General features: G+C 41.9%; 22 protein-coding genes and 2 tRNA genes. 13 read left to right on the top strand and 11 right to left on the bottom strand.

Translation table 11 applies throughout. From position 1 onward, the window contains the following. Positions 1-21: 21 nt before the first annotated feature. The 3 genes from G7Y45_RS13505 to G7Y45_RS13495 form a co-directional block, all read right to left on the bottom strand. Positions 22-2,454, bottom strand: a complete 2,433-nt coding sequence (locus G7Y45_RS13505) for an ABC transporter permease (protein WP_165017155.1) — start codon at positions 2,452-2,454, stop codon at positions 22-24. A gap of 135 nt (positions 2,455-2,589) precedes the next feature. Then, on the bottom strand, positions 2,590-3,840 hold the full coding sequence (locus G7Y45_RS13500) for an efflux RND transporter periplasmic adaptor subunit (protein WP_005777818.1): 1,251 nt from the start codon (positions 3,838-3,840) through the stop codon (positions 2,590-2,592). A gap of 40 nt (positions 3,841-3,880) precedes the next feature. Further along, positions 3,881-5,353: a TolC family protein gene (locus G7Y45_RS13495; protein ID WP_005777816.1), complete on the bottom strand. Its 1,473-nt coding sequence runs from the start codon at positions 5,351-5,353 to the stop codon at positions 3,881-3,883. Positions 5,354-5,670: 317 nt separating this feature from the next. Between G7Y45_RS13495 and G7Y45_RS13490 the strand changes: the two genes are divergently transcribed. Then, a complete protein-coding gene (locus tag G7Y45_RS13490; RefSeq protein WP_005820276.1) occupies positions 5,671-7,035 on the top strand; it encodes a sigma-54 dependent transcriptional regulator in 1,365 nt (454 codons plus the stop codon). Beyond that, positions 7,032-8,309: a PAS domain-containing sensor histidine kinase gene (locus G7Y45_RS13485; RefSeq protein WP_005777812.1), complete on the top strand. Its 1,278-nt coding sequence runs from the start codon at positions 7,032-7,034 to the stop codon at positions 8,307-8,309. The genes G7Y45_RS13490 and G7Y45_RS13485 overlap by 4 nt, the downstream gene beginning before the upstream one ends. Before the next feature lie 6 nt (positions 8,310-8,315). On the opposite strand, the gene G7Y45_RS13480 is transcribed toward G7Y45_RS13485, so the two are convergent. The 3 genes from G7Y45_RS13480 to G7Y45_RS13470 all read right to left on the bottom strand — a co-directional run bounded on the left by G7Y45_RS13480 (position 8,316) and on the right by G7Y45_RS13470 (position 9,858). Beyond that, a complete protein-coding gene (locus G7Y45_RS13480; protein ID WP_005777810.1) occupies positions 8,316-8,489 on the bottom strand; it encodes a hypothetical protein in 174 nt (57 codons plus the stop codon). 68 nt (positions 8,490-8,557) lie between these two features. After that, complete coding sequence (locus tag G7Y45_RS13475; RefSeq protein WP_005777808.1) at positions 8,558-8,899, bottom strand: DUF1622 domain-containing protein; 342 nt, start codon at positions 8,897-8,899, stop codon at positions 8,558-8,560. Between the two features lie 8 nt (positions 8,900-8,907). Continuing rightward, the gene (locus G7Y45_RS13470) at positions 8,908-9,858 is read right to left on the bottom strand and encodes a fimbrillin family protein (protein WP_022012185.1); all 951 of its coding nucleotides are present in this window, start codon (positions 9,856-9,858) and stop codon (positions 8,908-8,910) included. A 184-nt stretch (positions 9,859-10,042) separates the two neighbouring features. On the opposite strand from G7Y45_RS13470, the gene G7Y45_RS13465 reads away from it, so the two are divergent. The 4 genes from G7Y45_RS13465 to G7Y45_RS19965 all read left to right on the top strand — a co-directional run bounded on the left by G7Y45_RS13465 (position 10,043) and on the right by G7Y45_RS19965 (position 11,212). Next, positions 10,043-10,261, top strand: coding sequence for a hypothetical protein (locus G7Y45_RS13465; protein WP_005777804.1), 219 nt, complete (start codon positions 10,043-10,045; stop codon positions 10,259-10,261). A gap of 210 nt (positions 10,262-10,471) precedes the next feature. Beyond that, a tRNA-Pro gene (locus tag G7Y45_RS13460) sits at positions 10,472-10,546 on the top strand. 32 nt (positions 10,547-10,578) lie between these two features. Next, positions 10,579-10,653 (top strand) — tRNA-Pro (locus G7Y45_RS13455). 328 nt (positions 10,654-10,981) lie between these two features. Next, the gene (locus tag G7Y45_RS19965) at positions 10,982-11,212 is read left to right on the top strand and encodes a hypothetical protein (RefSeq protein WP_165017247.1); all 231 of its coding nucleotides are present in this window, start codon (positions 10,982-10,984) and stop codon (positions 11,210-11,212) included. Between the two features lie 402 nt (positions 11,213-11,614). Here G7Y45_RS19965 and G7Y45_RS13450 read toward each other — a convergent pair whose 3' ends face one another. Beyond that, complete coding sequence (locus G7Y45_RS13450) at positions 11,615-12,328, bottom strand: tRNA1(Val) (adenine(37)-N6)-methyltransferase (protein WP_165017158.1); 714 nt, start codon at positions 12,326-12,328, stop codon at positions 11,615-11,617. 184 nt (positions 12,329-12,512) lie between these two features. Here G7Y45_RS13450 and lon point away from each other — a divergent pair, with 184 nt between their 5' ends. From lon to G7Y45_RS13435, 3 genes are read left to right on the top strand one after another with little or no spacing between them, the layout of a single operon-like run. Continuing rightward, the gene (gene lon / locus G7Y45_RS13445; RefSeq protein ID WP_005806104.1) at positions 12,513-14,981 is read left to right on the top strand and encodes an endopeptidase La; all 2,469 of its coding nucleotides are present in this window, start codon (positions 12,513-12,515) and stop codon (positions 14,979-14,981) included. Then, the gene (tgt, locus tag G7Y45_RS13440; RefSeq protein ID WP_005806101.1) at positions 14,978-16,108 is read left to right on the top strand and encodes a tRNA guanosine(34) transglycosylase Tgt; all 1,131 of its coding nucleotides are present in this window, start codon (positions 14,978-14,980) and stop codon (positions 16,106-16,108) included. Before lon ends, tgt begins: the two co-directional genes overlap by 4 nt. Before the next feature lie 4 nt (positions 16,109-16,112). Further along, positions 16,113-17,210 carry an LptF/LptG family permease gene (locus G7Y45_RS13435; protein ID WP_022011008.1) on the top strand — a complete coding sequence of 366 codons (1,098 nt, stop codon included), beginning with the start codon at positions 16,113-16,115 and terminating at the stop codon, positions 17,208-17,210. Between the two features lie 164 nt (positions 17,211-17,374). On the opposite strand, the gene G7Y45_RS13430 is transcribed toward G7Y45_RS13435, so the two are convergent. Further along, complete coding sequence (locus G7Y45_RS13430) at positions 17,375-17,884, bottom strand: thioredoxin family protein (protein WP_005777789.1); 510 nt, start codon at positions 17,882-17,884, stop codon at positions 17,375-17,377. Between the two features lie 270 nt (positions 17,885-18,154). Between G7Y45_RS13430 and serB the strand changes: the two genes are divergently transcribed. Both serB and G7Y45_RS13420 read left to right on the top strand, forming a co-directional pair. Beyond that, positions 18,155-19,378, top strand: coding sequence for a phosphoserine phosphatase SerB (gene serB / locus G7Y45_RS13425; protein ID WP_005777787.1), 1,224 nt, complete (start codon positions 18,155-18,157; stop codon positions 19,376-19,378). Between the two features lie 80 nt (positions 19,379-19,458). Further along, positions 19,459-20,715 (top strand): DEAD/DEAH box helicase, encoded by a 1,257-nt coding sequence (locus G7Y45_RS13420; RefSeq protein WP_005806092.1) that lies wholly within the window; start codon positions 19,459-19,461, stop codon positions 20,713-20,715. 70 nt (positions 20,716-20,785) lie between these two features. On the opposite strand, the gene G7Y45_RS13415 is transcribed toward G7Y45_RS13420, so the two are convergent. From G7Y45_RS13415 to rfbC, 3 genes are all read right to left on the bottom strand, one after another. Then, on the bottom strand, positions 20,786-21,589 hold the full coding sequence (locus tag G7Y45_RS13415) for a DUF4738 domain-containing protein (protein WP_005777779.1): 804 nt from the start codon (positions 21,587-21,589) through the stop codon (positions 20,786-20,788). 138 nt (positions 21,590-21,727) lie between these two features. Beyond that, a complete protein-coding gene (locus tag G7Y45_RS13410) occupies positions 21,728-23,041 on the bottom strand; it encodes a UDP-glucose/GDP-mannose dehydrogenase family protein (protein WP_005777777.1) in 1,314 nt (437 codons plus the stop codon). 23 nt (positions 23,042-23,064) lie between these two features. Further along, positions 23,065-23,613 carry a dTDP-4-dehydrorhamnose 3,5-epimerase gene (gene rfbC / locus G7Y45_RS13405; RefSeq protein ID WP_005777775.1) on the bottom strand — a complete coding sequence of 183 codons (549 nt, stop codon included), beginning with the start codon at positions 23,611-23,613 and terminating at the stop codon, positions 23,065-23,067. 158 nt (positions 23,614-23,771) lie between these two features. Between rfbC and G7Y45_RS13400 the strand changes: the two genes are divergently transcribed. Both G7Y45_RS13400 and G7Y45_RS13395 read left to right on the top strand, forming a co-directional pair. Continuing rightward, positions 23,772-24,833, top strand: coding sequence for an SPOR domain-containing protein (locus G7Y45_RS13400; RefSeq protein ID WP_165017161.1), 1,062 nt, complete (start codon positions 23,772-23,774; stop codon positions 24,831-24,833). A gap of 11 nt (positions 24,834-24,844) precedes the next feature. Next, entirely contained in the window at positions 24,845-25,381 is a 537-nt protein-coding gene (locus tag G7Y45_RS13395; RefSeq protein ID WP_005777770.1) for an FHA domain-containing protein, read from the top strand. Positions 25,382-25,539 lie beyond the last annotated feature (158 nt).

Here is a 25,539-nt window from a genome sequence, read left to right as displayed (position 1 = left end):
GCGCACAAAAATACAAATTTACTACTCTCCTTTCAACACTTTGGCCGGATTGATATTGGCAGCTTTTCGTATTTGCCATATCAGAGTGGCCAGCGAAATGAAGGAAGTCACTATGGCAGCAACAGCAAACAGCCACCAGGATATAGGAGCTTTGTTGGCAAATCCTTCCAGATATTTTGAGATGATATACCAGGACAGAGGTGCTGAGATGACAAATGCCACTCCCAGAATAATCGAGTATTTCTTTAACAGGAGCGGATAGATCTCCTTCAGGGTGGCTCCGTTCACTTTACGTAGTGCAATTTCGCGATATCGCTGACGGATGTCGAACATAGATAATCCGAATAATCCCAGGCAAGATATAAGAATGGCAATGACACTGAACAAGGAGTATATCTCGGCAGTTCGCTTATCTTCTTGATACATGGTCGCTATCTCGTCTTCTAAAAAGCTGTATTCAAACTCACCTTCGCCCAGTATTTCATCGTGCAGTTTTTTCAGGAAGGCAATGGCTTCTTGCTTTTTTCCGGGAATGATTTGTGCCATCAGTCGATCTCTATAACTGCCCCGCGGATCTTCGTAAACAATGAAGAGCGGAGGAGTGGTTTTTGATAAGTGACCGATCTTGAAGTCTTTGATCACTCCGATAACCTGATATGGAGGATTCTTCTCCATTTCTTCGGATTTTGAAGAAGACCACCACAATCTTCTTTCGGGTTGAATCAGGGCCGTTTCTATATTATCTATTTCTAAGAGTGATTTGGCCGATTCATTAATGATCATTTTATAATCACTCCATTGATCAACAGAGTCATTCCACAGGCGCCCCTCTTTTAGCTGAAAGCCGAACAGTTCAATATATTTGTTGCTTAGACTGCTATAAATAACTTGCTTGAACTCGTCCCGCTGCACATTCCGCACATTATTATAATTACCGTCCAATTGATTCGGGTTCTCTCCATACTCCCAACGGATAAAGAGCGGAGAATGGTCCATTTCTTCTTTGATGTAAGCCAGATTACTTTTCTCTCTTTGTTTACGTCTCTCCCACTCTTCGTTCGACATATTTAGATCATATGAAGAACGTTCGGCATATAACTGGCACTGAATGATGTCCTTGGTAGTATAGTTCAAATCGGCAGCCAACATGAAACGCACTTGCTTTGTGAAAAAGAGAGAAACAATAATAAGCACAAAGGTGATGAGGTACTGAACGAATAAAAATAGCACACGGGATACGATGGAATGTCCTCCTGCATTCACCGAACGGATAGATACGGAAGGCGAAACGTAATTGTATCTGATGAATGGATAAATAGAAGTCAATAATGGCAACAGAATCAGTACTCCGACAGAAAGTATGGCACTGAATTCCGTATTGGAGATTTGCGGTATCCGGAGCACATGTTCCATCATACCACCGGTTATTTCGATGATGCACCAGGATATACATAGAGCCATGCCTGTCAGGATAAAGTTTTCAGTGAAAATCTGTGCGAATACATCCTTTGTACCGGCACCGTATACCTTTTTAACTCCAAACTCTCTGGCACGCTTGAGCATCATTACCGTATAGATATTGATGAAATTGAACAAACCGATTATCAACAAAGCAATGGTGACAACAGCAAGTACTAAGATATTATTATAGTTGCCTCTCTGGAAATTACTCTTGCCGTTATCATAGATACGAATGGTCTTGTCGAAATAGAAATCTTTTAATGGAAAAAATTGCAGGCGAGTCGGTGTGTCCATATAGCACCTTAACTTCATAAACTTTTCGTTCTTGACGTTCAGCTTCTTAAAGTCCGTTCCGGGCATCAGTTGTATCAGGCTATAGCTTGAACGCGACCATGAATGTTGCAATTGTTCGGATACAATCAGGTCGAAATCTAAAAAGCTTTTTGTAGGCGGCTCCCCTATTACTCCCGTAATCGTGATAATGTCTCCTGTGCTGTAAGTTATTGTTTTCCCAATCGGATTATCTCCTTTGAACAGTCTTTCAGCCAATCGCCGGGTGATGATGGCATCATTCGGAGATTTCAGAGAGGAGATGCCGGATACAGACGGATATGGCAGTATTTGCAGAAACGCACTGTCTGTCACTACGGTTTTCACATTGTATATCTGTTTGCCGACTGTAATCCTGTCTTCCGAGAAATTAATCCACCGGGTACTTTTCAGAACAGACGGATCTTTCAGCGGATCGATAAAGTTGGGGTCGTTATTTCTATCTTCATTGCTGCTTATTGTCCGCGTTCCATCTTCATACTCGCAATATAGCAGATAGGTGTTTTCAAGGTCTTTGCAGAAATGGTTTACAGTAACCTCTTGATGGGTATACCGTAGGATGATAAGTACACAAGCCAGACTCAAGGCGAGGCCCAGTATATTGATAAATGTATATGTTCTGAAACGTGCCAAGGCTTTCCAGGCCAGCTTTATAGTTTTCATGTTTGTAATGGTTTTGAGTTTGATTTCACCACAGAGCGCCACAGAGTCTCACAGAGTTTTAATCTCTTGTTTATAGGATATTAAAAGAAAACCATCTCTGTGCTACTCTGTGGTGAGTTTGATCCATTTTTTATATTACTTCAGTATTAATTCTTCCGCCTCCCCAAAGGTATCATATCCTGTCGTAACGACATAATCTCCGGGCTCTAATCCTCCGGTGATTTCATATTGCTGAGGATTTTGGCGTCCGATGGTGATGGGCGTACGTACTGCCTTTGTTTTTGATGCATTGGTTTTGTAGATCCATTGTCCTCCGGTAGCCTGATAGAAATTACCGCGTGGGATGACAATGGCCTGTTCTGGTTGTCCCAGTTCGATCTGTACACGGAAACTCTTGCCCACACGTACATTATCGGGCATTTCACCGGTGAAAACCAGATCGACATCGAACATGCGGTCTTTCACTTCGGGTACGACTTTAGTAATGCGAAGCGGATACCTCTTGCCCTGATAGTTGACGGTAGCAGGTAGTCCGGTGGTGATGCGGTCAATATAATACTCGCTTAATGAAGTGTGAATCTTGTACTGATCGAGTACCTTGATTTCGGCAATGCTCTCACCTGAACTTACCTGCTGTCCCGGTGTCACTTTGACGAAACTGAGTTGTCCGCCGAGGGGTGCCTTCACTACCAGATTGCCCAGACGCTCTGTGGCTCGCTCATATTTCTTGCGTTCGCGTTCCATATCTGTACGTATCAGATCTTTACGGATGATGGTCACAGCCGAGTCGTGGCGCAGACTTTCACGTTGCAGTTCGGCATTTTTTACCTTATAGTTATATTCGTCTTCCGATACTTCAAGTTGTGCCTTGCTCTTGATGCCCATACGAAATTCTTCTTTATCCAGCGCAAAGCTCTTTTTGAGCCGCGCCAGTTCATAATTGGTTTCCAACGTTTGTTGTTTTAGGTTCAGGCTTTTCTGTTCCATTTCGATCTCTTTTTCCTGGTAAGTGATGCGCTGCTTCTCCCAATCGTCCCGTTGGTCCTCGATGCTGCGCAACAAATCCGGATTAGAAAGGGTAAGGATCGTATCTCCCTTTTGGAGCAGGCTTCCTTCCTCAGCGATGATACGCTCTACGCTGCCGGCTTCGCGGGTGTTCACTTTGATAGTGAGAATTGGCTGGATCAGTCCTTCCACATCTACATATTCCATAAACTTACCGTCTTTGACCTCGGCTATCTGTATGTTTTCCGATTCGATGCGGAGCTTGCGCGGACCGACCGACAAAATAATGACGTAAACAAGGAAAGCGGCGAATGCAATGCCTCCGGCTATGTAGAATTTATAGCGGATGTACCAGGGTTTCTTTTCAATTTTAATATCCATATTATTTTTATTTTTTTCGATTAACGATTTTTGTTTCGGATCAGTCTATCAACAGATCATAATTCTCGGTGAGTGGTGCCTTCCCTTCAAAGTCGAAGAGAGTGAGGCTGCGTAAGGTGTAATATAAACTCCAGTAGTTATAAAGGGCTGTTATATAATTACGGCGTGCCTGGTCTTTCTCTGTGATGGAAGCATTCAGGTCGAGAATGGTCGACTTACCGAGAAGATAGAGCTTGCGTGCCACGTCGCTACGCCGTTGGGCAGTTTCGTCGGTACGTGCGGCTATCCGTACCCGCTGCGCCTGAAGGTTGAATTGTTTCACCAGTTTGCGCACATTTAGTTCGAAGTCGGTTTTGTCCTGTTCCACCTGTGTGTATACAAGATCGCGATTGGAACGTGCCACACGCACCTTGCCTTTGCCGCGTCCCCAGTCAAGAATGGGAAGCGCAATGCCCAAACTGACGTATTGCTGGTCTAAAGGTCGTTTGTATGCACTCCCCAGTTTATCGGCTGTCTGTGTCAATCCGAAACGCAGATAAATATCCGCTTTCAGTCCGGCATTGGCTCGGGCATATGACACATTACTTTCACTTTCCAGTTTCCGGCGCATCATGTTCTGTATCTCCGGGCTGTTCTCGTTGGCCAGCAACAACGCTTCGTGCAATTCTACACTGAAGTCCGGCACATGGTCATTGACTTTCACTTTTAGTTCTTCATCACTTTGAATGCCCAGATACGAGCGTAGCTCCTGCATGCAGTTGTCCATCTCAATACGGGCATTCATTCGGTTGGTTTCTTCGGTTAGTTTGTTCAGTTCCAGTTGCAACATTTCGTTTTCGGTAATGGTACCGATGTTATAGCGCCCCTGGGCATATTGATAGAGTGTGTCTGCGTTGGCATAATTGATGGTGGCGGTTTCGTAATTGCTTTGTGCGGTGGCAAGGTTAAAGAACTTCTGTGTAGCCCGTGCAGCTACCAATTCGAGTGTTTCTACATACGATTTTTTTGCTTCCCGGTAACGTACCGGTTCAATGCGGCGGTCCCATTTCAAACTGTTGTATCCGAAGAGCGACTGGCGGTAACCTATATTAATAGGTGAAGTCTGCCAAGCCGTTGTATGATCACTGAAGAGATCCATGCGTTGCGCTGCCGTCTCTATGAAAAGTGAACCTCCGGTCCAGGGAATATTCTGAGTCAGGCTTAGGGTGAGGTCTGTGCTGAGCATATTCTGTTCTACGAACTTTACAGTTCCGTCTCCCAGTGTTACTTTGTTGATGGCCCGGTTTAAATTGGGGTCCGAAGTCAGGCTCAAAGCAGGCAAATAGTTTGCTTTATAATATTTGTAATTCCAGTAAGCCGAACGGAAACTATGGCGTGCCGTTTGTGCGTCCGGCGACTGAAGCTTGGCAAGCTTCACGGTTTCGTCCAAAGAGAGCTCCATCGTGTGTTCCTGTGCGGCGACCAATGAGATGCAACTGCATCCGGCAATAATAAATATCGTTTTCAGATTCATTGTGTATTTACTTTTTATATAAATCATTCAAAAGGTGTGCCATGAATGTAAGTTGCTTTTTAATAGCATTTTATATGTGCGCGCTTCTTTGTCTTCATGTGCATATACGCACAAAAATAGTGCGAATTAGCACACACAACGCATGAATATAATCTGTATCTTTGCCCTCAGCCTAAAGGTAAGCAGTTGTATCCGGCTTACATTGGCATCATTGCATAATGAGATAAGATGTACGAGATGTATAACCGGGATATGACGAGCTGTACAACTGGTATATCTTATCTTTTAAAGGAACATAAATTAGCTCGTAATATAATATGGAACAGCTTGGAAAGATATTAATTGTAGATGATAATGAAGATGTATTGTTTGCCCTCAATCTTTTGCTCGAACCTTATACCGAAAAGATTAAAGTGGCTACTACCCCCGATCGCATTGAATATTTTATGACTACTTTCGGCCCGGACATCATCCTGCTCGATATGAATTTTAGCCGTGACGCCATCAGTGGGCAGGAAGGATTTGAGAGCCTGCAACAGATTCTGAAGATTGACCCGCAGGCAATCGTGATTTTTATGACGGCATATGCCGATACGGACAAAGCTGTACGGGCCATCAAGGCAGGTGCAACAGATTTTATTCCCAAGCCATGGGAGAAAGAGAAACTTCTGGCAACCTTGTCTTCGGGCATGAAACTCCGACAGTCACGTCACGAAGTGAATATGCTGAAGGAACAGGTGGAAGTATTGAGCGGACAGGGAGGATCAGAGAACGAGATCATCGGTGAGTCGGCAGCCATGCAAGAAGTGTTTGCTACCATTAATAAATTGAGTGAAACGGATGCGAATATCCTGATCTTGGGCGAGAATGGTACCGGAAAGGATGTGATTGCCCGTTTGCTCTATCGTTGTTCTCCTCGTTACGGAAAGCCCTTTGTGACAATTGATCTGGGTAGTATCCCCGAACAATTGTTTGAAAGTGAATTGTTTGGTTATGAGAAGGGTGCTTTCACCGATGCCCGGAAAGCGAAAGCCGGGCGGATGGAAGTGGCTACGGGCGGAACTTTGTTTCTGGATGAAATAGGTAATCTTTCACTTCCAATGCAATCGAAGTTACTGACTGCGATTGAGAAGAGGCAAATCAGTCGGTTGGGTTCCACTCAGTCGGTGCCTATCGATGTACGTCTGGTATGTGCAACCAATGCGGATATCCGGGCAATGGTGGATGAAGGAAACTTCCGTCAGGACTTACTTTACCGCATCAATACGATAGAAATCCATATTCCTCCCCTGCGTGAACGTGGTAATGACGTCATCTTGCTGGCCGAGTTCTTTCTGGAACGTTATGCCCGCAAGTATAAAAAGGATATGCATGGGCTGACGCGTGAGGCGAAGAATAAATTGTTGAAATATAACTGGCCCGGCAATGTGCGCGAGTTGCAACACACCATAGAGCGTGCTGTGATTCTGGGCGACGGCTCTCTGCTGAAGCCGGAGAATTTCCTTTTCCACTCTTCTGTACGGCAGAAAAAAGAAGAGGAAGTACTCAATCTGGAACAGTTGGAACGGCAAGCCGTAGATAAAGCCATGCGCCTGAGCGAAGGCAATATCACCCGGGCGGCCGAATATCTGGGAATCACCCGTTTTGCTCTTTATCGTAAACTCGAAAAACTCGGCTTATGAAACGCTATTCTATCAGTGTAGTGCTACACATCCTTTTGTTGGTAATACTCTCCATCGGAGGATATCTGCTCTTCCATTACGAATTGTGGTTTAGCACTTTGATTGTGACACTTTTGCTGATTGCCACAGGAGTGCACCTCTATTCCATCCAGATGAGATTGGCAGGCATGATGCGGCGACTGACGGATAGCATCCGCTTCAATGATATGACGCAAAGTTTTCAGCCGCCGTTTAAAAGCAGGATGATGGTTGAACTGGCGGATGAACTCTCGCAAACGCTGAAATTGTTCCGAGGCAGACTGCTTGAGGAAGAAGTAAAGCATCAATATTATGAGAATCTGTTAAGTAAGGTAGATACGGCTGTGATGGTGACCGATCGTTCAGGCCGGGTAGAATGGATGAATCATGCGGCTGTGGCTTTAGTCGGGCAAGAAACCCAATTGCCTCAGGAATGGCTTACCACTTCCTGGAACGAGACGCAAGTAGTACGCATCCGGCAGCAAGGAACTTCTGTCGAAATGGCTGTGTCCTGCACCCTGTTTGCTGCACAAAACAAGGAAAGGTTACTGGTCAGTCTGAAAAATATCCATTCGGTATTGGAACGTAACGAGATGGAGGCCTGGCAAAAATTGATACGGGTATTGACTCATGAGATTATGAACTCTATTACTCCTATTATTTCTCTGTCTGAAACATTGAGTGAACGTGGAATACCCGAACGGCTTAGCGAGAAAGAATACGGTGTCATGTTGCAGGCTATGCAGACCATTCATCGGAGAAGCAAGGGACTGCTCGGGTTTGTGGAAAACTATCGTCGGCTGACCCGTATCCCTACTCCTGTCTGTGCGTTGGTGATGGTAGACGAACTTTTTTCTGATCTGAGGAAACTATTTCCGGATGCGTTTATCCATTTTGCGGCTACACATAGAGGTGCTACTCTCTACATCGATCGTGCACAGATAGAACAGGTATTGATTAATCTGATTAAAAACGCGAAAGAAGCCTGTGGACAAAGTACTGCTCCGCAGATTGAAGTGGAATTGGAACAAATACCCGGAAAAGTCTGCAGTTTGACGGTCCGTGATAACGGTGAGGGCATTCTTCCGGAAGTGATGGATAAAATATTCGTTCCGTTTTTTACGACGAAACCTTCGGGGTCCGGTATCGGACTCAGTTTGTGTAAACAGATTATGAATCTGCATGGGGGCACTATCACTGTTTCCTCAGAGATAAGTAAAGGCAGCTGTTTTACACTGATGTTTCCGGGAAGATAGGGGCTGTTAACCCCTATCCAATCCGCTCATGTCCGGATTGAGTTCTTTTACTGCATCGCGCACTTCTTTTTTGGTGGCTTCGCTGTAAGTTCCGGTTTGCTGTACGGGTACTTTGTCTTTAAGTACCTTTTCAGCCTTCTTCTGTTCTTCCGATGAAGTTTTCTCTTTTTCAGTATTCATAAGTCCGATCTCCTTTATTTAGTTAATAATAATGTAAACACCCCCACAGATGGATGGTTCATTACATTTTAGTTATTTTCTGTTTCTAATTCTTTGATTTCTTTGTTCAGGAATACCGATAATATGGTTCTTACGACAACGATACCGCCTAAAATAATCAGTTCGTTCATTGTAGGCTCCAATACAGTTTTCAGGATGTCCGAAGCAATCAGAAATTCTAACCCCAATAATAAATAGGTTCCGAATACGGCTCTCAGCTTCCGTATATTAGTTGGGGTATAGGTGCCGGTTATCCTCTTCAGTTCATTGAGGATAAAAGAGAGGATAGCAATCAGCGCCCCATAAGTGACAATCAGCAAGCTGATGACACTGATAATAGTAGCCAGTAGACTTAAAAATTGTGTAAGCATAAAAGTTGTTATTTTTGTGATGGATAAAGCGGGTTACCTGTCTCGTCTACTTCCGTCCAATCCTTTACGCTGACGGAAGGAATAGAAACGGAACTGCCATTGATCACCGCACTGAATAAGTAAGAATCTCCGGCTTTCAACTCTCCGCTTGGGACAGGGATCTGAACGCTATAAGTTTTCGAATTGTTGTTTCCATCTGTTTCCACTTCAAGCGTAAGTGTCATCGGATCATTGGTCTGCAGTGGAAGCATGATATATTGCGCCAGAAATCCATTAATGCCCATTTTATCGGGTTTGTCATATGATGTTGCGGGAGGAATAACTCCGGTGGAGAGTGTCATGCTCGCTCCTGGAACCGGCGGAGTGATAGTAGCTGATAGTAGCCTGCTTAATTGAATACCATCTCCGGCAGAGACTTCAACGACAACTTGTGTACAGGCATGCTGGAATACAATGGGAATATTGATCTGTGCACTGCTTACATCCTGGTCGGTACTACCCCACCAAAGATAATCGATGCCATTGAATAAAGGTTCTGACTCTTGTCCGGTAAAAGAAGGTGGTATGGTTGAGAAGTTGTCGGATACGGCGTAAAAATTATAGATGCCGTTCGCAAGATACATTTTATACCCGTCTTTTCCGGATAATACCCCCGGAGAGGAAGTGATGTACAATCCTTCGGCAAACAGAGTTTCCTGACTGGTGGTACTCTGTGCCTTTTGATAGGCGTACAAAGTGCTCTTGATTCCTTTTTTCATAGGAGACATGGCACGGGTCAGGTTTCGGCTTTCGACAGAAGCATTGAAAGTGACGAGTGTCGTCTCCTTTTGTGGAGTTTCGGGAAGATTATCTTCTCCGTTGCCATAAATAATGGTGGTATTTTTGGCACAACTGCCCATAAACAAAGCCATACCGGCAAAAGCAATGAAATACATAGGTTTAGGAATTCTAAGTCTCATGATATTTGTTTTTATAGTGATGTTTCTGTATTATACGTTTGAAACGGGATTTAGTTCACAGCTTTCGGAAATATTGCCGGAAAGTACCGTTTAAAATCTATCTAATAGTATCAAACTTCATTAACAGAGAGAACTTTTTCTATGTTTTATTGTCATTATAGCATAACAATAAAACGTAGAACATATGGCTAAAGTAATTAATAGGGATGTACCTATCGCAGAAGAAAATACCACCCTGACCGGTCAGCCGGCATCGAACATGTATGATGACTGGAGTGAAGAGATGGTGGATCGTGCAGACAATGTGTATGATGATACCAAAAAGAAACCTGCCCAAAGCAAAAAGATAAGAGAAAAGAAGATCAAGGAAATAGATGAAGTGATCAAAGAGGATCTTGAATAACTTGTCTCTGTCGTGTGTTTAGCATAAAAGTCCTGATTCTGGCGGAATCGGGACTTTTTAGGTTAATAGCTTCTATTTTTCTTATATATCCAAATGCGTGACTGATAGGATGTTAAAAAATAAATATGAAAAAATGCTTCTTTCACTATTGTATATTTAAAAATAGTCCCTATCTTTGCACCGCTTTTGAAAGGAACTTCCCTATAAGAACGGGGTGTAGCGCAGTCCGGTTAGCGCACCTGCTTTGGGAGCAGGGGGTCGTGGGTTCGAATCCCGCTACCCCGACGAAGTCAAAGGGAGTTTTTATTAAAAGTTTTCGGGGTGTAGCGCAGTCCGGTTAGCGCACCTGCTTTGGGAGCAGGGGGTCGTGGGTTCGAATCCCGCTACCCCGACAATAAAAAAACACTGGTAATTAAGTTTGCAACTTAACTATCAGTGTTTTTTATTTATCAGATGGATATTAAAAGGATTTAAGTTCTTCTTCAAATTTGGTGGTAAGTTTTCTTTTACTTATGGAATCTAATTCCGTTTTCGGAAGTGTAAGCCCTCGTTTATAGTTGATAAAAAAGCAAGTATCCCGGTTTTCTCCCGAAGAGTCCATCCATGAGGTGAAGAAGCGAATTTTAGAATAAACCATCTGAAAATCAATATCTTTAAAAAGTAAGATTTCTATCCTCAAAAGCTTTGTTTTAACACAGAGTTAAAGCTTGTTCTTTGGATGTGAATAACAAGTTCTTTAAATGCAAAAGACTTATTATTTGCGCACAAGAACTTGACAACCTGCAAAAGGCGTTAACAATGTTAATTGAAGAAAGGTATAAGAGTGAAGATACCGGTCCGGACGTCGCAAATTCACTTCCGAAACTTGAGTTATCTTATTCAGCCGGTGTCTGGTTTTTCTTATTAAAGCAAGCAAAAAGGACAATTATCAACTTGAAAATAAAGAAATAAAGAATTTACCGCCAAATTTGAAGAAGAACCAGGATTTATGATTCTTCAAGAATGAAAATACTGCAAAAAACGCAAATTTTAAAATGTTATCCATATAATTGTACTTATGCCGACCTGTGAAACAGAAAGATGAGAAGCTCCCATTGAAAATTAGCATATCGTACATGCAGCAATTTACACTGATAAACTTAAATGCTTTCTTTCTCTTCTAAAATGGGATACAAGAAGGGAATAATTTGTAGAATTATTGCCAAACTCCGTAATAGTGCTCTTGTTGATGGTTTCTTGCGGTTCAATGGTGAATTGGTTATGTAATTGTTGATGCACATCGTATAATACCAAGAATACCATCTGTGACAGAACGCTTGCACGGCTTTATAGATGGAACTTGTGTTAGTTTTTTCACATTTTCAGATAAAAATCCCGGGTGAGTTCTATATACTTTTCACTATATTGATGACGGGAGGTTTCAGTCAGTAATTCTTCTGTTTCGCATGTCTGTTTGGTGAATCTAAATGAAATTAGAGTTCGTTTGGGCGTTCCGCCGGGCTTGGTTATGATAAAGAGTTGACGTGAAGGATATAGCCCATATTTATGAGCAAGTGTTTTAATTTGCTCACCGACATCCATTGGTATCACTATAGTGAATGCTCCCTCTTGCGAAAGTAGTCCGGATACACCTGCTAATAATTCTTCATATGTCAGGCTGTCGTTGTGACGGGCTTTATTACGTTGTTCGTCAGAACACTTTAATGAAGCGTTAAAGTAAGGAGGATTGGAAACTATTGTATCAAATTTGGATATACCATTTTTACTGCTATAATGTTTAAAATCTTGTTGGATTACCTCTATTCTATTTTTCCAGGGCGAGCGGTTTATGTTTTCTGTTGCTTGGGCAGCAGCGGCTTCATCAATCTCAAGGGCTGTAATGGGAGCTGTACTGCGCTGGGCTAACATAAGTGCCACCAGTCCTGTGCCGGTACCAATGTCGAGAATGCGGACCGAGGATTTTACGGGAGTCCATGCCCCGAGCAGAACGCCGTCTGTACCTACCTTCATGGCACATTTATCGTGCCAAACGGTAAACTGTTTAAACTGAAAATAAGGTTGGCTCATTTAGCTAATAAATAATTAAGTTCGCCAAAAATAGGTAAATATTGTGATATGACATTCCGTCCGTATTATTATTTGGCATTGTTTTTGTGTTTTTATCGAACAGATGTTTTATTCTTAATGAAGAATCGATTAACTTTGCGAACGTTTTATGCTCGCTGATATGACATAAACTAATTTATACGAAATGAAGAAAGAAAGATATTTAAGAGAGATGGATGACCAGAATGATAACGCATTTTCATTGATTGCCGATTTTGACGGAAATGAAGATCAAGTGTTTGATATTAAGGTTGGTGAAACTCTTCCGGTTCTCCCCCTCCGTAATATGGTATTGTTTCCCGGAGTATTTATGCCTGTTTCTGTAGGTAGAAAATCATCTTTGAGATTAGTGAGGGAAGCTGATAAGAAAAAATCCTATATTGCAGTAGTTTGCCAGAAAATGGCAGAAACAGACGAACCGGCATTCGAAGATTTGCATCCAATCGGAACGATAGGTAAGATTGTACGTGTGCTTGAAATGCCTGACCAGACGACAACAGTCATTATCCAAGGGATGAAACGCCTGGAGTTGAAGAACATTACAGAAACACATCCATACCTGAAAGGAGAAGTGAACATTATTGACGAAGAGATACCTTCGAAAGACGATAAGGAGTTTCAGGCATTGGTAGAAACCTGCAAAGACCTAACAATACGATATATTAAGTCATCGGACTCTTTACATCAAGAATCGGCGTTTGCCATCAAGAACCTGACGAATCACATGTTCCTGGTAGATTTTATCTGCACGAACCTTCCATTAAAGAAGGACGAGAAAATAGAATTGTTACGCATCGATTCTTTGCGCGAACGTACCTATCGGTTACTTGAAATTTTGAACCGCGAGGTACAACTGGCCGAAATTAAAGCATCTATCCAGATGCGTGCTCGTGAAGATATTGACCAGCAACAGCGTGAATATTTCCTGCAACAGCAGATAAAAACCATTCAGGATGAATTGGGTGGCGGAGGCCAGGAACAAGAAATAGAGGAAATGCGTCAGAAAGCGGAACACATGAAGTGGAGTCCCGAGGTGCATGAGACTTTTCTGAAAGAATTGGCTAAACTGGAACGTACTCATCCTCAATCACCTGATTACAGTGTGCAGTTAAATTATCTGCAGACGATGCTTAATCTTCCGTGGGGAGTATATACCACTGACAATCTGAATCTGAAGAATGCGGAAAAGACTCTTAATAAAGATCATTACGGTCTGGAAAAGGTGAAAGAGCGTATTCTGGAACATTTGGCGGTACTGAAGTTGAAAGGTGACATGAAGTCTCCTATTATCTGTTTATATGGTCCTCCGGGAGTCGGTAAGACGTCATTGGGTAAATCCATTGCCGCTGCATTGAAACGGAAATATATCCGTATGTCATTGGGAGGTGTGCACGATGAAGCGGAAATCCGCGGACATCGTAAAACTTATATCGGTGCAATGCCGGGACGTATCATCAAAAACCTGATAAAAGCCGGATCTTCTAATCCGGTGTTTATTTTGGACGAGATTGATAAAGTAAGTGCCGATCGTCAGGGAGATCCTTCTTCTGCTTTGCTTGAAGTGCTTGATCCGGAGCAGAATACGGCTTTCCATGATAATTTTCTGGATGTGGATTACGACTTGTCTAAAGTGATGTTTATCGCTACGGCAAACAATTTAAATACTATCCCGGGACCATTGCTCGACCGTATGGAGTTAATCGAAGTAAGTGGTTATATCACCGAGGAAAAAGTGGAGATCGCACGGAAACATTTAGTGCCGAAAGAATTGGAAGCAAACGGTATGAAGAAAACCGATATCAAGATTCCAAAAGACACCTTGGAGGCTATTATCGAATCATATACACGTGAAAGCGGTGTGCGCGAACTGGAAAAGAAGATCGGTAAGATCCTTCGTAAGTCCGCCCGTCAATATGCTACGGATGGTTTCTTTTCCAAAACCGAAATTAAACCGGCTGATTTGTACGACTTCCTGGGGGCTCCGGAATATACACGTGATAAATATCAGGGCAACGATTATGCCGGTGTGGTAACAGGTTTGGCATGGACAGCTGTAGGAGGTGAGATCTTGTTTGTCGAAACCAGCTTGAGCCGTGGCAAAGGCGGTCGTCTTACTTTAACCGGAAATTTGGGTGAAGTAATGAAAGAGTCTGCAATGTTGGCACTTGAATATATCAAAGCACACGCTTCACTTCTGAATCTGAATGAAGAAATCTTTGATAACTGGAATATTCATGTCCATGTTCCCGAAGGAGCTATTCCCAAAGACGGTCCTTCGGCAGGTATCACAATGGCTACTTCATTGGCTTCTGCTTTGACACAGCGTAAAGTAAAGGCTAACCTGGCTATGACCGGCGAGATTACCTTACGTGGTAAGGTGCTTCCGGTGGGTGGTATTAAAGAGAAGATTCTGGCTGCTAAACGTGCCGGTATCAAAGAGATCATCATGAGTGCCGAAAATAAAAAGAATATTGACGAAATACAGGATATATATCTGAAAGGACTGACTTTCCATTATGTGAATGATGTAAAAGAAGTTTTTGCTATTGCGTTGACCCAGGAGAAGGTTGCCGATGCCATTGATTTATCCGTAAAGAAAGCCAGCCAGGAATGACATTCGAACTACAATATACAGACGCAAAAAGTAATGCCCGTGCCGGTCTGATCACGACAGCCCACGGGCAAATACAAACCCCTATATTTATGCCGGTAGGTACAATCGGCAGTGTGAAAGGAGTACATCAGACTGAATTGAAAGAGGATATTCAAGCTCAGATTATTCTGGGAAATACGTATCACCTTTATTTGCGTCCGGGACTGGAGGTGCTCGAGAAGGCCGGTGGGTTGCATAAGTTCAATGGATTTGATCGTCCGATGCTGACCGATAGCGGTGGTTTTCAGGTGTTTTCTTTATCCGGAATTCGTAAATTGCGTGAAGAAGGAGCTGAATTCCGTTCACATATCGATGGAAGTAAGCATATCTTCACTCCCGAAAAAGTAATGGACATCGAACGTATTATCGGTGCCGACATTATGATGGCATTTGATGAGTGTCCGCCGGGAGATTCGGATTATGAATATGCCAAAAAGTCATTGGGATTGACGCATCGCTGGCTTGACCGTTGTATTCAACGGTTCAACGAGACGGAACCTAAATATGGCTACAATCAGTCTTTGTTTCCAATTGTGCAAGGATGCGTATATCCTGATTTACGTAAACAATCCGCAGAGTATATAGCTTCTAAAGGTGCAGATGGCAATGCCATAGGCGGACTCGCTGTAGGCGAGCCTGTAGACAAGATGTACGAGATGATAGAGTTAGTGAATGAAATACTTCCGAAGGACAAACCTCGTTATCTGATGGGTGTGGGCACGCCGGTTAATATTCTTGAGGGCATTGAACGTGGAGTTGACATGTTCGACTGTGTAATGCCTACCCGTAACGGGCGAAATGGAATGTTGTTTACGAAAGATGGTATCATGAATATGCGTAATAAAAAATGGGAAGCAGACTTCTCTCCTATTGAGGCTGATGGTGCTTCGTATGTGGACACGTTGTACAGTAAAGCATATCTGCGCCATTTGTTTCATGCTCAGGAACTGTTGGCCATGCAGATAGCATCTATCCATAATCTGGCGTTTTATTTGTGGTTGGTGGGAGAAGCACGCAAGCACATTATTGCAGGGGACTTTTCAACCTGGAAACCTATGATGGTGAAAAGAGTGTCAACAAGACTATAAACTTATGAGAAGCAATCGGTTTATTAAACGCCTGGACTTGTATATCATCAAGAAATTCTTGGGGACATACGTGTTTGCTATTGCATTGATTATTTCTATTGCAGTAGTATTTGACTTTAACGAGAAAATGGATAAGTTTATGGAGCGAAGTGCACCGTGGTCGGCTATCATCTTCGATTACTACATGAACTTCATTCCTTATTTCGCAAATCTGTTCAGTCCGTTGTTCGTATTTATTGCTGTCATATTCTTTACTTCAAAGTTGGCCGAGAACTCTGAGATTATTGCGATGTTCTCTACCGGTATGAGTTTTAAACGCATGCTACGTCCTTATATGATATCGGCCGGTATCATTGCGATCTCTACCTTTATATTAGGATCGTATGTTATCCCGAAGGGAAGTGTGACGCGTTTGGATTTTGAAGATAAATACGTAAAGAAAAAAAAGACTACTTATGTACATAACATACAGTTGGAGATCGACACAGGCGTGATTGCTTATATTGATAATTATCAGGATTATAACAAAACGGGAAACCGCTTTTCGCTGGATAAGTTTGTAGATAAGAAGCTGGTGTCTCATTTGACCGCCCGCAGTATAACTTATGACACTACAGCTGTTAATAAATGGACGATCAAGGATTATATGATTCGTAATCTGGACGGATTGAAGGAGACAATTATCCGTGGGGATAAACTGGACTCCATCATACCGATGGAACCTGCCGATTTTATGATCATGCGTAATCAACAGGAAATGCTGACCAGTCCGCAATTAAGCGCTTATATTGATAAACAGCGCCAAAGAGGCATCGCTAATATCAAAGAGTTCGAGATCGAGTATCATAAGCGGATCGCCATGTCATTTGCATCGTTTATCCTGACTGTAATCGGAGTATCTCTTTCTTCAAGAAAAACAAAAGGGGGAATGGGGTTACATTTGGGAATCGGGCTTGGTTTGAGTTTCTCATACATCCTGTTCCAGACCGTAGCATCCACTTTCGCAGTGAATGGAAATATGCCTCCGGTGATCGCAATGTGGATTCCTAACTTACTATATGCACTGATTGCATTTTACTTATATAGAAAGGCTCCCAAATAATGGAGTGCATCTGAATATGAAAGGTCTAAAAATAAGAATTTCCGCCTGCTCCTGTGAAATCACAAGTGCGGGCGGAATTTTTTGTTGTATTCATTTCCTCTTTTGTCTCGTTCCCAAGACCGAAGTCCTGTAGGGAACCCCCACTCTCTTCTTACGCCTTAAAATCAACCTTTGATTTTGTTTGCATAAGCAGAAAGTTCTGCAGCAGAGATGTTTTTGGCTATAATCACACCATTTCCATCCAATAAATAGTTAGTGAAACCCCGGTTCAAACGGTATTTCTTAAACAAGCCGGAGCTTTCGCCTTTAGTTTCCACGAAACAGGTGGGCGTAACTATTTGGTCCTTACGAATGGTTTCTTTAAATACCGACTGGTACTCGTCAAACGAAACGGAAACCATTTCCACATCTTGAGAAGTTGATCGAAGCGCATTGCTTAAACTTGCGTTTTGCATCCGGGACTGCGCATCATAACTTGCCCAGAAACTAAGCAGCACATATTTACCTTTCAAATCGGTTAAATCAAGATTGTGCTGTACATCTGACGTAGTTTCGATTCTGAAATCAGGGGCTACGTCACCCACGTTCAAACCTCCGGTGGGTTTGTCTTTTTCTACGAAAGAAGTCAAGGAACTAATTAGTAATACAACAAAAATCCATTTTACATGCCTCATGTAATTCGGTTTTAGTTAATACTATCCGGGACTGTCCTCTAAACAGTGGTCTCTCCCCGAAACATCGTCTTTTTAGGCACAACAGAGAGGAATCTGTTGACTGTCAAGGCCTTTAATTCAGAAACCGGGTGCAAAGGTAAGTAAATATTATTTCAACTTCCAAATAAACAAGTAAATTTCTCACTTTTTAGGTGCAGTTTTTTATGTTATTTAGCATAAATACTGGGAATTTTCTCCTACTTTTGCAGGATACTTAATGAACAATCCGCTATGCAACCATCAAAAACAGAACTAATTCTGATCCGTATCACCGGTGAAGATCGTCCGGGACTCACAGCTTCCGTAACAGAAATATTGGCAAAATACGATGCTACTATTTTGGATATTGGTCAGGCAGACATTCATAATACTCTTTCGTTGGGTATTCTTTGTATGACTGAGGAGCAACTTTCGGGATTTATGATGAAAGAGTTACTTTTCAAAGCATCTTCTTTGGGAGTGACTATTCGTTTCTATCCAATTTCTGCGGAAGAATACGAAAGCTGGGTAAATCTGCAGGGTAAGAACCGTTATATTCTTACTTTGTTGGGACGTAAGCTCACTGCTCGTCAGATTGCAGCGGTAACCCGTATCTTAGCTGAACAGGACATGAATATTGATGCCATCAAACGTCTGACCGGACGTATTCCATTGGACGAAAGGAAAATGCACACTCGTGCTTGCATTGAGTTTTCAGTTCGTGGTACCCCCCGGGATAAAGAAGCTATGCAGGGACAATTGATGAAGTTGGCCAGTGAACTTGAAATGGACTTCTCTTTCCAGCTCGACAATATGTATCGTCGTATGCGTCGTCTAATCTGTTTTGATATGGATTCTACCTTAATAGAAACCGAAGTGATTGACGAGTTGGCTATGCGTGCAGGTGTAGGGGCCGAAGTAAAAGCAATCACCGAACGTGCCATGCGCGGGGAGATTGACTTTACGGAAAGCTTTCGCGAACGGGTTGCATTGTTGAAGGGGCTGGACGAGTCTGTTATGCAAGAGATTGCCGAGAGTTTACCAATTACCGAAGGAGTCGATCGTCTGATGTATGTACTGAAGAAATATGGTTATAAAATTGCTATTCTTTCGGGAGGCTTTACCTATTTCGGACAATACTTGCAGAAAAAATATGGTGTTGATTATGTATATGCTAATGAACTTGAAATAGTCGATGGCAAACTGACAGGCCGTTATCTGGGAGATGTAGTGGATGGAAAGCGCAAGGCGGAATTGCTCCGGCTGATTGCTCAGGTAGAAAAAGTGGATATTGCTCAAACCATTGCTGTGGGTGACGGAGCCAATGATTTGCCAATGTTGGGGATTGCAGGTCTTGGCATAGCCTTTCATGCAAAGCCTAAAGTAGTAGCCAATGCCAAGCAGTCTATTAATACAATTGGGCTTGATGGGGTACTCTATTTTCTGGGCTTTAAAGACTCATATCTGAATATGTAAGAGTGGGAATAATAAAAGAACCCGAAAAATTTGTACTACGTAGTGAATTTTCTATCTTTGCGAGCAAATAAAAAGAAACGATGAAGTTTTCCGAATTACAATTAAATGACAATGTACTTGAAGCACTCGACGCTATGCGTTTTGAGGAATGTACTCCCATACAAGAACAAGCGATTCCTGTAATACTTGAAGGTAGAGATTTAATAGCAGTAGCGCAAACGGGAACCGGAAAGACGGCTGCCTTTTTGTTGCCTATATTGAATAGATTGTCCGAAGGCGGACACCCGGAGGATGCTATTAACTGTGTGATCATGTCCCCTACTCGTGAACTGGCTCAGCAAATAGACCAGCAAATGGAAGGATTTTCTTATTTTATGCCTGTTTCAAGTGTAGCTGTCTATGGTGGAAATGACGGAATACTTTTCGAACAACAGAAGAAAGGCTTGATGCTCGGGGCTGATGTGGTTATAGCTACACCGGGACGCTTGATTGCACATCTGAGTTTGGGTTACGTTGATTTATCCCGAGTTTCTTATTTTATTCTGGATGAAGCGGATCGCATGCTTGATATGGGCTTTTATGAAGATATAATGCAGATTGTAAAATACTTGCCTAAGGAACGTCAGACCATTATGTTTTCTGCTACCATGCCCTCCAAGATACAGCAATTGGCCAATACTATTCTTAATAATCCGGCGGAGGTCAAACTGGCAGTATCAAAACCGGCTGAAAAAATCGTTCAGGCTGCCTATGTTTGTTACGAGAATCAGAAATTAGGCATTGTACGAAGTCTCTTTGCGGAGGAAGTTCCTGAAAGAGTGATCATCTTTGCATCTTCCAAATTAAAGGTAAAGGAGGTTGCAAAAGCCTTGAAAATGATGAAATTGAATGTCGGAGAGATGCATTCGGATCTTGAGCAGGCACAACGTGAGTTTATTATGCATGAGTTCAAATCGGGACGTATTAATATTCTGGTTGCTACGGACATCGTATCCAGAGGTATTGATATTGATGATATCCGTTTAGTCATCAATTTCGACGTACCGCATGACAGTGAGGATTATGTACACCGCATTGGACGTACTGCGCGTGCAAATAATGATGGAGTCGCTCTTACGTTTGTTAATGAAAAAGAACAGACAAACTTTAAAAATATCGAGAACTTTCTTGAGAAGGAAATTTATAAGATTCCTGTACCTTCAGAATTAGGAGAAGCACCTCAATATAACCCTCGTTCGAATAATAGTGGCGGAAGAGGAGGAAGAAACTTTCGAAATGGAGGTAGAAGAAACAGTAATGGGGGACGCTCTGCATCACCCAGATCGGGCAGAAAATAAGCGTACGCTTTCTGCCCCCTACCCTTTTTTTCTAAAATATGTCTCTTTGATATCTTTTACAATCAGATGCTTATTTGTATTTAGCAGCTGCTATATTCAATTGTCCATTAAAGCTAATGGTCAAATTCACAAGATTGCATACCGGACTTTCCGGAATGCAAACTAAGGCTTGGTAATGATAACCTGTGCGATCAATTCCTGTAAAATTCATATCGGACAAAATGGCTTGTTGCAAAAAGTCCGCAGGAATCACATCAACAAACATTTGTTTGGTGATATCTTTGGCATATAGACTCTTTTTGCCTTCATACACACATATATGCATCACGTTATCATAGTAAATGTTGTCCATACTGATACCATCGTCTGAATATGTTGTTTTCACTACTTTCATTTGTGACGGATTAATGTATACGTAGGCTCTGTAACGGACACCATCGTATATTACTACACTATCTTTTTTAGTAACTTCCGTATAAGTTGGGATAACTTCTGCAGATTTGCGAGAGAAGACCAATGTATCATTCGGATCTTCTGATTTATGCAACTTGACAATGTTGTCAGCCAGAGAATGAAACCAAAAAGAGTATTCACTCTGTTTGTCAATCTGGTATCGGGTTATATCTTTGCCATATGTATAAAGAGTATCTTTTAAAACCTTGAAGTAAACCGGAGTGCTCTGAGTGTCGGCATAATATATAGTATCTCCGATTATGCGCATCAGGGGAGTTTCTGTTTCATCATCAAGCCAAATGCCTTGGAGGATTTCTTTAGCTTTGGGGTCTTCATTGTCTTCAGAGGGCTGTTGTCCTTTGCCATTATTGCATGCTACGAATAAGACCATCAGTAACAATGTTGCAATGTACTTTATCATCTGTTTAATTTTGTGCAAAATTACTCATTTATATCGATAAAGATATAAAAAGGAGCTGAAAAGTAAGTCGGGGATTACAAAAAAACTCCTGACTTTTCAGCTCCGTTATTACTTTTTTGAGGATATGGATATTGGATATTATTTACCGATGCAGTGGTATATAAAGCCTTGTTCCTCCATTTCTTTTTTATCATAAATGTTACGACCGTCCATGACTACCTGTTGTGACATTGTCTTTCTCACAACAGCCCATGAAGGCAGACGGAATTCTTTCCATTCGGTAACCAGCATCAGCGCATCGGCATCCAAAACGGCATCGTACATGTCGCGTGCATAATATATGGAGTCGCCGATCCGCCTTTTACACTCATCTGCCGCTGCCGGATCATAAGCACGTACGTGACATCCTGCTTTAAGCAACTTATCAATTAATACCAGCGCAGGTGCTTCACGCATGTCATCTGTTTCGGGTTTGAATGCCAGTCCCCATAATGCAATGGTTTTGCCTTTCAGGTTTCCATTGAACTGTTTTACTAACTTATCGAATAACAGGCTTTTTTGAGCTTCATTCACATCCTCTACAGCCCGTAATACCCGCATTTGATATCCATTCTGTTCAGCCGTTTTAATCAAAGCCTTTACATCTTTTGGAAAACATGATCCGCCATAACCGATGCCCGGATAGAGGAATTTACGTCCGATACGGGTATCTGAACCGATACCACTGCGTACCATATTGACGTCGGCCCCTACCAATTCACACAAGTTTGCAATGTCGTTCATGAAACTGATCCGGGTAGCTAACATTGAGTTGGCAGCATATTTAGTCATCTCAGCAGAAGGAATGTCCATGAATATCACACGAAAGTTATTTAGCATAAACGGTTTGTAAAGCTTGGTCATTAGTTTCTCTGCACGTTCCGACTCGACGCCAATGACAACACGGTCAGGACTCATAAAATCATTAACAGCATTACCTTCTTTCAGGAATTCAGGATTCGAAGCCACATCAAATTCTATTTTGGCTCCCCGTTTGTCCAGTTCTTCCTGAATGGCAGTACGAACTTTACAGGCTGTACCTACGGGTACGGTACTCTTGGTAACTACCAGTTTATATTTTTTCATGTTCTGTCCGATAGTGCGTGCTACTGCAAGTACGTAACTCAAGTCGGCACTTCCGTCTTCATCGGGAGGGGTTCCAACAGCGGAAAATACCACTTCTACATCATCCAGGCAGCTTTCCAATGAAGTTGTAAACTTCAGTCTTCCGGCTCTGGTATTGCGGATAACCATTTCTTCCAACCCATTTTCATAAATGGGAATAACACCTTTTTTAAGTGCTTCTATTTTTTCGTTGTTCGTGTCAACACAAGTGACATCCACGCCTATTTCTGCAAAACAGGTTCCTGTGACCAAACCTACGTATCCGGTTCCGACAATTGCAATTTTCATATTCTTTTGATTATTGAGGGTTTCTATTCAAAATACTCTGCTGCTCGGAAATTTCCTGCCTGCCGGTCTTTTTCCGACATGACGAGTTGTGAATCGGCAATAGGCCAGTCGATGCCCAATGCCGGATCATTGTATATTATGGAGGCTTCCGCCTGAGGAGCATATATATTATCTACTTTATAAGTAAAAACGGCCTCTTCGCTTTTCACCAGAAATCCATGAGCAAAACCACGAGGAATAAAAAGCTGGCGCTTATTGTCATCACTTAGCAATACGCTGATATGTTTTCCGAACGTGGGAGACGATTTTCTTAAATCAACAGCTACATCCAAAACTTCGCCTTTAATGACGCGTACCAGTTTAGCTTGGCAATAGTCTCCTTTCTGATAATGGAGTCCGCGCAACGTGCCGAATGAAGATTTGGATTCATTATCCTGTATAAAATTTATCTGCCCGATAGTAGCATCAAACTCTTGCTGCTTAAATGCTTCCATGAAATATCCGCGCGGATCAGAAAAAACCTTCGGCTCAATGATCCACACACCATCTATTTCTGTTTGTATATAATTCATTCGTTTCTGATGATATTATTAAGTAGCGCAAAAGTAGGCATTTTTTCTAATATGACAGGTATAGATAGATAAGAAAGGAAGGTTGAGTTTAGCATTTGTTAATAATAAAATGTGCAGTTTTATGGCATATCTTGAATTAATCTGTTAATTTTGCACACATGATTGAATTGGCACAGCATATTGAAGTATTATTATTGGAGAATGATTGTGTAATTGTTCCCGGATTTGGTGGATTTATCGCTCACTACGCTCCTGCTATGAGAGTGGCTGAAGAAAATATATTTCTCCCTCCTACCCGTGTTATCGGTTTCAATCCCCAATTGAGGTTGAATGACGGAGTATTAGTGCAATCATATATGGCTGTGTATGATACCAATTTCTCGGATGCCACAAAAATGGTGGAAAGAGAAGTGGCAGAGCTTATTGCCGTTCTCCATGAAGAAGGAAAAACTGATTTACCTAATATTGGAGAAATCCGTTATACTATTCATAACACTTACGAGTTTATTCCATACGACAATAAAATTACTACTCCTTATCTTTACGGACTCGATTCGTTTGAGATAAAAGAGTTAACGTCTTTACGACGTCCGGAAAGAGAGAAAATTCTTCCGCTCATTCCTAAAGAAAAGAAAAATCGTGAAATCAGCGTAAACTGGGCATTTTTAAGAAATGCAGTAGCAATGATTGCTGCGGTTGCATTGTTTTTTCTAATGTCTACTCCTGTCCAAAATACATATGTAGAAAAGGGTAATTATGCTCGATTGCTTCCTACTGATCTGTTTGAGAAGATAGAAAAACAATCGGTAGCAATGACTCCGGTTATGCTGAAAGCAAACGTTGCTACTCCACAAGCTAAACCGGTAACTACAAAGAAGAAAACGACGACTGTCTATAAAGCGTCTGTAACAAAACCGGTTGCAGTAAAAGAAGTAAAAGTTGCCCATGCGGAAAAGCCAATGAAAACAGCTGATGCAAAGGTTACAGAAGCTTCTTTTCCATATCATATAATCATAGCCAGTGTAGCTAATACCAAGGATGCTGAGTTAATGGCTGCCGAATTGAAAACTAAAGGTTATGCAGGTGCCAGTGTATTGACAGGTGACGGCAAAATTCGTGTTAGCATAATGTCATGTGCCAATCGTGAAGACGCTAACCGTCAATTGTTGAAATTAAGAGAGAACGAGGCTTATAAGAATGCCTGGATGCTGGCTAAATAAATATTTTTATAATGAAAAGAATTCTTTGCCCTAAGTGTGAAAATTACCTTTCTTTTGATGAAACCAAATATAGCGAAGGCCAATCATTGGTTTTTGTATGTGAACATTGTGGTAAACAGTTTAGTATCCGACTGGGAAAGAGCAAAATAAAAGCTTCCCGTAAGGAAGAGAAGTTGGACGAGGAGGTATATAAAGAAGAATATGGCTGTATCGTCGTGATTGAGAACGTATTTGGTTTTAAACAAGTCCTACCCCTGCAGGAAGGTGATAATATCATTGGGCGTCGATGTATCGGTACAAATATCAATACTCCGATTGAAACCGGCGATATGAGTATGGACAGACGTCACTGCATTATCAATGTAAAACGTAACAAGCAGGGGGAATTAGTTTATACTTTACGTGATGCCCCGAGTCTGACAGGTACTTTTCTTATGAACGAAATTTTGGGTGATAAAGACCGTATTCGTATTGAAGACGGAGCTATCATTACTATTGGAGCTACTACTATTATTCTCCGTTCCGCAAGAAAAAGAGAGGAAATCTGAATTCTCAATAGAGTATGAACAGTGATATACTTTTCATGCTAATAATCTGAAAAACAGTATTTTTAGGAAGTTAATATCGTAAAGGCAGGAAGTTAACTTCTTGCAAACAAGATATTAACTTTCTATCCTTTATGAAGTTAATATCTTACCCCTCCCTT

Origin of the sequence: Bacteroides sp. ZJ-18, assembly GCF_011038705.2 — a bacterium.
GTDB lineage: Bacteria > Bacteroidota > Bacteroidia > Bacteroidales > Bacteroidaceae > Bacteroides > Bacteroides hominis.
This window is presented reverse-complemented; position numbering and strand designations above follow the sequence as displayed.